The sequence below is a fragment of the Okeania sp. SIO3B5 genome, assembly GCF_010692555.1.
Lineage (GTDB): Bacteria > Cyanobacteriota > Cyanobacteriia > Cyanobacteriales > Microcoleaceae > Okeania.
Genome location: NZ_JAAHHG010000495.1, coordinates 1 through 7,424 on the forward strand (window position 1 = coordinate 1; position 7,424 = coordinate 7,424).

Below are 7,424 nucleotides of genomic sequence, written 5' to 3' on the forward strand. Positions count from 1 at the left end.
TCATGGTCATGCATGGAGCGCATTAAAGAGCGCATAGTTGGGCAAAAAAATTCTCCCCTACTCCCCTACTCCCCTACTCCCCCGCTCCCCTACTCCTTAAAAAGACTTTTTCAGCAAGCCCTAATTAAATAATTCGCGCCTTGAAGCCTCCCCTTTTAATGGGAAAAAAGCGGTTGAGGGATGGATGGGTTTCCTAACCATATCCAATCAACCAAGAGAATAAATAATGTTTCCTTATTTCAATCAAGAGCGGTTTTAACCAGAGGTAATTATCAATTATCCATTATCCATTATCCATTAATGAAAGCATCTATCATTCCCATTTTAACTTTAATTGAACACAAGCCAGAATCAATTGTTGGTTGTATATTGATGGGAGAAAATAGGCGTGAAAATCGGGTGCATCTCAATGCGTGAATAAAGCCAAAAAGTTATTGCTTTTAGGGAACACCGGATCTGGGAACAGGGAACAGGAAATATATAGGGTTTGCGTATGGAAAGTCTTTTTGCTGGGGTAGGAGACAGGAGACAACCCACCCCTCGCCCCTCCCCCTCCCAGGAGGGGGAGACAGGAGAAACGGGGAATTTAGAGGAGTCAGTAGAAAGAATTATCCCTTGATTTTTCTGCGATAGTCAATCCAAAATCCTAACTTTTTGAGTTCCCTAGAACGAAAACCTTGTACTTTTTCAAGACCAAAAAAGGCTAAAAGCTTTATCTGTCAATGCTTTTAGATTTAATCAGCAAGCCCTATATAGGAAAAAAGTATTTTTGCCAATATGAGATGCACCCTGAAAATCTGCCTCCCGATTGGTTTATTTATGCTGAATCATCAGAAAACCCTGCATCTTTCCTATTAAAAAAAGCTGAATAAGGAGAATCTTTAAGTGCTCTATAAGTGCTCTAGATGTATTTTTAATTGTTAAAGAGCCTGATTCATTACTACAGATTACAGTTTTAGTTGCTATAGGTTGTTGCAATATTAATCACAGTGGAGAAGCAGGTAGAGGAGGTAAAACTATCCTAAGTTTATTAGCAAAACATAACATCAGAACATCCCCCGCAGAAGTTATTCAACCAGTTTACAATTATCGTAATATTGATAAGCTACATCAGGAAGCAAAAAAAATCTTTTTCAAGGCATTTAATAAGATTGGAATATACTGGCTTCCAGAAGCATGGGGAGTAGAACCTTTCAGATACTAAAATACTGAGGATTTACTACTATTATAGTTATGTAGCTTAATATTACTTAAACCTGAGAATTTTTTATTACTTAAACTTGATAAATTTTGCCAATAATTTATTTATATCCCTACAACACAAAACCCATTGAATCTAACCCTTGCCTAATTCGCTTTGCCTCCAGAGGATTATATTTTTCATGTAAACTAATAGCCTTCCTAAACACCTCTAAACTTTCCGGTACTTGACCAACTTTCAACAATACAACTCCCAAATTTTGATAAGCTTCTGCATAATTACTATCAAGGTGAATTGCCTTTTGATAAGAAGCGATCGCTTCGGTAAACCAACCCATTTCTTTCAATACCATTCCTCGGTTATAGTGAGCAACCGCAAAATTAGAATCTATCTGTAAAGCAATTTCATAGTTAATTTTTGCATCCTGTAAATTTCCTTCTTCTTTCAACAAACTACCCAAATTATTGTATGCTCCCAACTTTAATTTAGGCATAACATTTAACTCTGTTGCTATTTTATAATGACTCTTTGCCATTTCTCTATCTTGTTGTTGTCGATAGGCAATAGCTAAGTGATAATGCAGCTCATACAAAATTGTCTTATCTACCTCGGGGTCTTGTAAACCTCGAAATAACAATTCCATTCCTTTCTGTTTTTCCCCAATTTCTATATACAAAGCACCTAACTTACTACAAACATAAACATCATTAGGATGATTACTAAAATAACTTTCCATAGCTTCTTTTGCTCTTTGCAGCTTATTTTTAGAAGTAATTTCTCCCTTTTGATAACCCTCATGTAAAACTGCTATATCTGGCAACGAAGCTATTTCCCAGTGAGATTCTTTCGCCAAAATCTCAGTAATACTATCATCAACTATGGCATGATAAGGTCGAGAAAATTTTATTTCAGGATGATTTCTAAACAGACGAGAAACCAAAGAATAAGGAGACTGTTGTGCCCCTATTTCCTCTCTAATTAAATTAATTAAAATGTAGCGATCGCTCTTAATAGCTTCCTGAATATGTGGAGCTATTTTTGGTGAGAGATATTCATCAGCATCTAATACTAAAACCCAGTCACCAGTAACATATTTCAAAGATTCATTTCTTGCTGCTGCAAAATCATTACACCATTCAAAATAATGTACTTTTGCCCCAAATTCTTTAGCTATTTCTGGCGTTCGATCAGTTGAACCCGTATCCAACACCACCATTTCATCTACTACATTTTTCACACTTGCCAGACATCGAGGCAAATTTTTTTCCTCATTTTTAACAATAATACAGAAACTCAAATTCATATTCTAGCAATTAGCATTCAGCTATCAGCGATTAGCATTAAAATTATATCATTTTCGTTGGTATAAGTAATGAATAAGGAAAAACACAAAAATCAGAAATAGAAGAAAACCAAGGTTTTTTAGTTTACTGAGATAAAACGGAAATTCTGTGCAACCAACGGAAATAATTCAAATAATCAGGGTAATTAAAATAATTTAACCAAATTTCCCTTTGATTATAAAAGGATATTCAAGCCAATAAATGATATTTAAACTAAAGATTTATTACTCCTGTCTTCCCCTCCAGCGGAGGGGGAGGGGCGAGGGGTGGGTTGACTCCTAAGCGATAACCTAAATATTTGTAGCAAAAATTTATCAAACTGGTATAGCTTCTTTCTTTAATTTATAAAACTTACAGGACTTACGCAAAGGCACTATATACAGGGTATCGCTCAGTTACGCTGTCGCTAACACACCCTACCAATAGCGTTCATGCGTAAGTCCTAACTTACTAAAAAACCCCATTCTTAATTAACTTTTGAATGAGGTATATTCAAATTTCTATCTTTTGATAGCGATCGCTAATAATAGAATGTAATACTAATTATCTGGATGTTATAATCACACCTTCTAAAAATCTAGACAATCCTAGACACGCTCTTCATCGGTGAGGTTAAGCGATTCCGACTCACCCGTCCATAAGTCTACTGGCACGCGAAGGCTGATGTTCGGCTCAAACACATTGAGTTTAGGATTCCCTCTGGGGTTTTCGTCCTTATAAAAAGTCGAGTGTCAAACACTCCATAATTGTTGCTAAAATCCTCTGATATTAGCAGACAGACGTAATAATAACATAGATTAATGGCGTAAAAACATAAACATTTTGTAGATATAAGTCTTGGATAGTCAATGTTTTTCAGCTTTAGCAAACAACAGTCCTATTCATAAAAAAAACCATTCATAAACATAGTTAAGAATGGGGTTAATCCACATATTTTAAATAAATGGTATAACGCTAATTAATTAGTAGGGAAGAATCATAGAATCAATAACATGAATTACACCATTAGTTGCAGGTACATCTGGAATAATTACATTAGCGTTATTCACCTTTACATCTGCATTGGAAACTTGAACGTGGATATCATCACCTTCAAGAGTTCTTACTTCTCCAGATTCTAAGTCTCCAGACATTACCTTACCAAAAACTACATGATAAGTCAGAACATCAATTAGTATGTCTTTGTTTTCTGGCCGTAATAAATCTTCTACTAATCCTGGTGGTAAAGCTGCAAATGCTTCATCGGTAGGTGCAAATACTGTAAATGGACCTTCTCCTTGAAGCACTTCTACTAAACCAGCAGCTTTTAGTGCCGCAGTTAAAGTATTAAATTGACCTGCTTCTACTGCAGTTGATACAATATCTGAACCATAACTATAAGCTATTAGTATAGGTTGATTAACTACTTGCTGATTAGCTACTGCGGGTAGACTATAAAAAGCGCTAGCAAAGATTAGCGCTAAAGTAGTACAGATTAATCCTAAGATATTGATGGACTTTTTGAAGAGAGTCTGAATATTTTGGGTATTCATATTTTCCCAATTTCATTAACTACATTGTTAAGAGTAGTACAAAACAGGAACTTATATCATGTCCGTTGAATACTTATACTTTAGTGGAAGGAAGGCAGCTATGCTGCTATGCTGAGGGTAGAAGGGAAAGAAACTTTCAAAGGGAGAAGGTTTTTTATCACGCTATTATCCGAACATGATATTATCTGAAAAATATTTCAAATGTAGAACTATGATTTCTGACTTATAAATCTACCCCATTCGTAAGCATAGTTAAGAATGGGGTAGATTTATATATTTCCAATAAATTACAGCATATTTCGGGCAAATGAGGTACAAGCTTGAATGGTAAAATCATTGTAGTGCGGGCATCTTGCCCGCGACAAGTGTACCTCATAACAACGGAAACCACTGTAAATGGTATAACGCTCATTGACATACTCCCGACGTTGCGCTAACGCGACATGACGATGACGATGACGAACGCGGGATTCTTCAGTCAGAAAAAAAAGCTGACTGCTGTTTATACAGAGGTGATGTCCTCCCCCTGTGTTTAGAACAATTAAAATCTATTTATTTGTAATTGTCAATAGCTATCAATGCATATACTACAATACAAGATGTATACTACAAAGAGAAAATCCCCGATGAACAACACAGATAGCGCCCGGCTTTCCCATACGGCGCTCCCCTCCGGGAGAGCGCGGGACTTCCCGCCGGGGGAGTTAATTAGTCAGGAATAATTACTGTATCAATGACATGAATTATACCATTACTAGCAGCTACATCTGCCTTAACAACTTTGGCATCTCCTACCTTCACACCTGCATCAGAAACATCAATGTTTACCTCACTACCTTCTACAGTCTTAACCATTCCAGATTCGAGGTCGCCAGACATTACTTTACCAGGGACTACATGATAAGTCAGAATTTCTACCAGTTTATCTTTGTTTTGTGGCAATAATAACTTTTCCAATGTTCCTGCTGGTAAAGCTGCAAATGCTTCGTCAGTAGGAGCAAATACTGTAAATGGACCTTCTCCTTGGAGTGTTTCTACCAAACCAGCAGCTTTTAGTGCCGCAGCTAAAGTATTGAATTGACCTGCTTCTGCTGCAGTTGCCACAATATCTTTAGAGTGAGAGTCAGCAATTTGTAAAGGCTGGTTAGCTACTGACTGAGTTAAGGATTTTTGAGAGAAATTAGCTACTGCGGGTAGACCGAAGAATGTGCCAGTAACAACTAATCCTAAGATAGCGATCGCTTTTTTAACTATATTTAAACTATTTTGATTATTCATCATTTACCTCTGTTACTCTATGAAATAAAACGCCATAATATTATGACGCTTTGATATTTTTCTTGCATTATCTTAGCGTATCACCAAATTTAAGGTTGCTGTTCTTAGAAAATTACCGAAAAGCGACGTTGAGAGCAAGCGTGTTTTAACCGGGGGATGAAAACAAGCGAGTCATTTAGACTAGACAACTTTAGTTGTCCTGTGTTATTACCTGAATATACAAACCTTTAGACAAAAGTAAGCAGCAAAGCATGGGTTAAACTTAAGCCGACTGTGTAGGGGCACCGCGGAAATTGTCTCCAAAGAATATATCTTTGGTCAGCGCTCGAAAAAACGAAGCAACATGGATTTATCCTGTTGCGTAGTATCAACTTAGAATCCCCCTCGGCAACAGCTGCGGGGAGTAGTCAAAACTATCAACTATCTGTAAAATCGTAAAATCTATCTATGATTTTCAATAGTCTGCTCTATTCGGTGCTTCTACCTGGCAACGTCGGTGTTATCCAGTCCACAGAGAGACACGGACGAACTAGCCACAGTAGAAGCTCACATTTATTCTAAATATAAAGTTATATAACAAATTGTAGCAAAATTTTGAGTAGTGTCAAGATAATTTACATAATTGTATTCAATTTTTAGTTTTTAATTACTTCCGAGAGAATCCGGAGATACCTGATCGAATCCATAACTCAGAACTTCTATGATAGAGCCTTCTTGAGGTACATCAGCTTTAGTAAGAGAAATTGTATCCTGATTGACAACTCTGACTGGGGTTCCTTCCATCACACCGAGAAATTCCTCAATAGGAGCAATATCACAAGTAGCTTCATCAGCAGCTTCAGTTTTGTAATGAGTGGGAATCACAATTCTGGGTTTTAGCACTTCCAATGTCTGTTTTGCCTCCAAAGGGGTATATGCTTTTGGCCCTCCACCTACAGGAATGAGCAGCAAATCTGGACGGCCAATTAAAATACGTTCTTCTATACCAATGGGACTTGCTAGTCCCCCTAAATGTAAAATCTTGATTCCTGCTTGCTTCCATAACCAAGCCACATTAGTCCCGAATCTACGTCCACCTTCTCTATCTTTAGTAGTACGAATTCCCTGAATTTGTCTATTATCAACCTGATAAACTCCAGGTTCATATAACAACATTGGTGGGGGATTACTTGTAAAGCCTTCTACTACTCCCTCATCTAGTAATCTACTACTAATTAAAATTAAATCTGTATCTACTGTAGGATTACGATATCCTGCTGTACAACCTATTGGACGAAAAGGATTTACTAATACTTTAGTAGCTGCATCTTCAAATAAAAAGCAAGTATGTCCTAACCATTTAATTGTTAAAGATTCTCCTGTTTGTGCTTGAGAATGGTGAAATTTAGATGTTAAACCAGTTCCCATTAAGGCTAATAAACTTGCCTGTGCATAACGTATAAATTTTCGTCTTTTCATCTTAAATTTATTTGACTATAAGTTTGACGCCATAGCAATATAAAATGATTTGTAAAATAAACTGTAGGGTTTTGGTTTCTAAATCCCATCCTTAGTTTTGGTTTGGTTTCTAAATCCCCTACGATAAGATATTACAACATAAGTACGGATTGCTGTATTTTCTGTTTTTAATACTATAGAACTCATTTGGTATCTATAACTTTGTTACTTTTAGGGTCTGGTTACTGATTTATTGGCCGACAATTTTTGAGGTCATTCAGTTTTGATAATAATATTTACCTTTTTTTCTTCAATATTTCTTCATTCTTCCTTCTTCCTTACTTCTACCAACAGTTAAAAACCCCTATTTAAATTTCTATAACTCTTCCAAAAAATTTCTCATTAATAACTTTCCAGAATTAGTTAAAATACTTTCCGGATGAAATTGTACGCCCTGAATATGAGGATAATTTTTATGTCTAACACCCATAATAGTTCCATCCTCAACCCATCCCGTAATTTCTAATACTTCAGGAAAACTTTCCTGATCTATAACTAAACTATGATATCTTGTAGCAGTTATCGGATTATCTAACCCTGCAAAAATTCCTACTCCCTGATGATAAATTTCAG

At 36.3% G+C, this 7,424-nt stretch carries 5 protein-coding genes; all 5 read right to left on the reverse strand.

The genetic code is table 11. From position 1 onward, the window contains the following. Window positions 1-1,313 precede the first annotated feature (1,313 nt). Complete coding sequence (locus F6K54_RS36420) at window positions 1,314-2,504, reverse strand: glycosyltransferase (protein WP_293088749.1); 1,191 nt, start codon at window positions 2,502-2,504, stop codon at window positions 1,314-1,316. Window positions 2,505-3,506: 1,002 nt separating this feature from the next. After that, window positions 3,507-4,076, reverse strand: coding sequence for a fasciclin domain-containing protein (locus tag F6K54_RS36425; protein ID WP_293088751.1), 570 nt, complete (start codon window positions 4,074-4,076; stop codon window positions 3,507-3,509). Between the two features lie 708 nt (window positions 4,077-4,784). Then, window positions 4,785-5,354 (reverse strand): fasciclin domain-containing protein, encoded by a 570-nt coding sequence (locus tag F6K54_RS36430; protein WP_293088757.1) that lies wholly within the window; start codon window positions 5,352-5,354, stop codon window positions 4,785-4,787. Between the two features lie 642 nt (window positions 5,355-5,996). Then, window positions 5,997-6,812, reverse strand: coding sequence for an MBL fold metallo-hydrolase (locus tag F6K54_RS36435; protein ID WP_293088753.1), 816 nt, complete (start codon window positions 6,810-6,812; stop codon window positions 5,997-5,999). 355 nt (window positions 6,813-7,167) lie between these two features. Beyond that, the coding region (locus tag F6K54_RS36440; protein WP_293088755.1) for a gamma-glutamyl-gamma-aminobutyrate hydrolase family protein at window positions 7,168-7,424 on the reverse strand (257 nt) is incomplete at its 5' end.

Excerpts from the sequence above, each read along its gene's own strand:
- F6K54_RS36420 (WP_293088749.1), bottom strand. The coding sequence starts at position 2,504 with ATGAATTTGAGTTTCTGTATTATTGTTAAAAATGAGGAAAAAAATTTG.
- F6K54_RS36425 (WP_293088751.1), bottom strand. The coding sequence starts at position 4,076 with ATGAATACCCAAAATATTCAGACTCTCTTCAAAAAGTCCATCAATATC.
- F6K54_RS36430 (WP_293088757.1), bottom strand. The coding sequence starts at position 5,354 with ATGAATAATCAAAATAGTTTAAATATAGTTAAAAAAGCGATCGCTATC.
- F6K54_RS36435 (WP_293088753.1), bottom strand. The coding sequence starts at position 6,812 with ATGAAAAGACGAAAATTTATACGTTATGCACAGGCAAGTTTATTAGCC.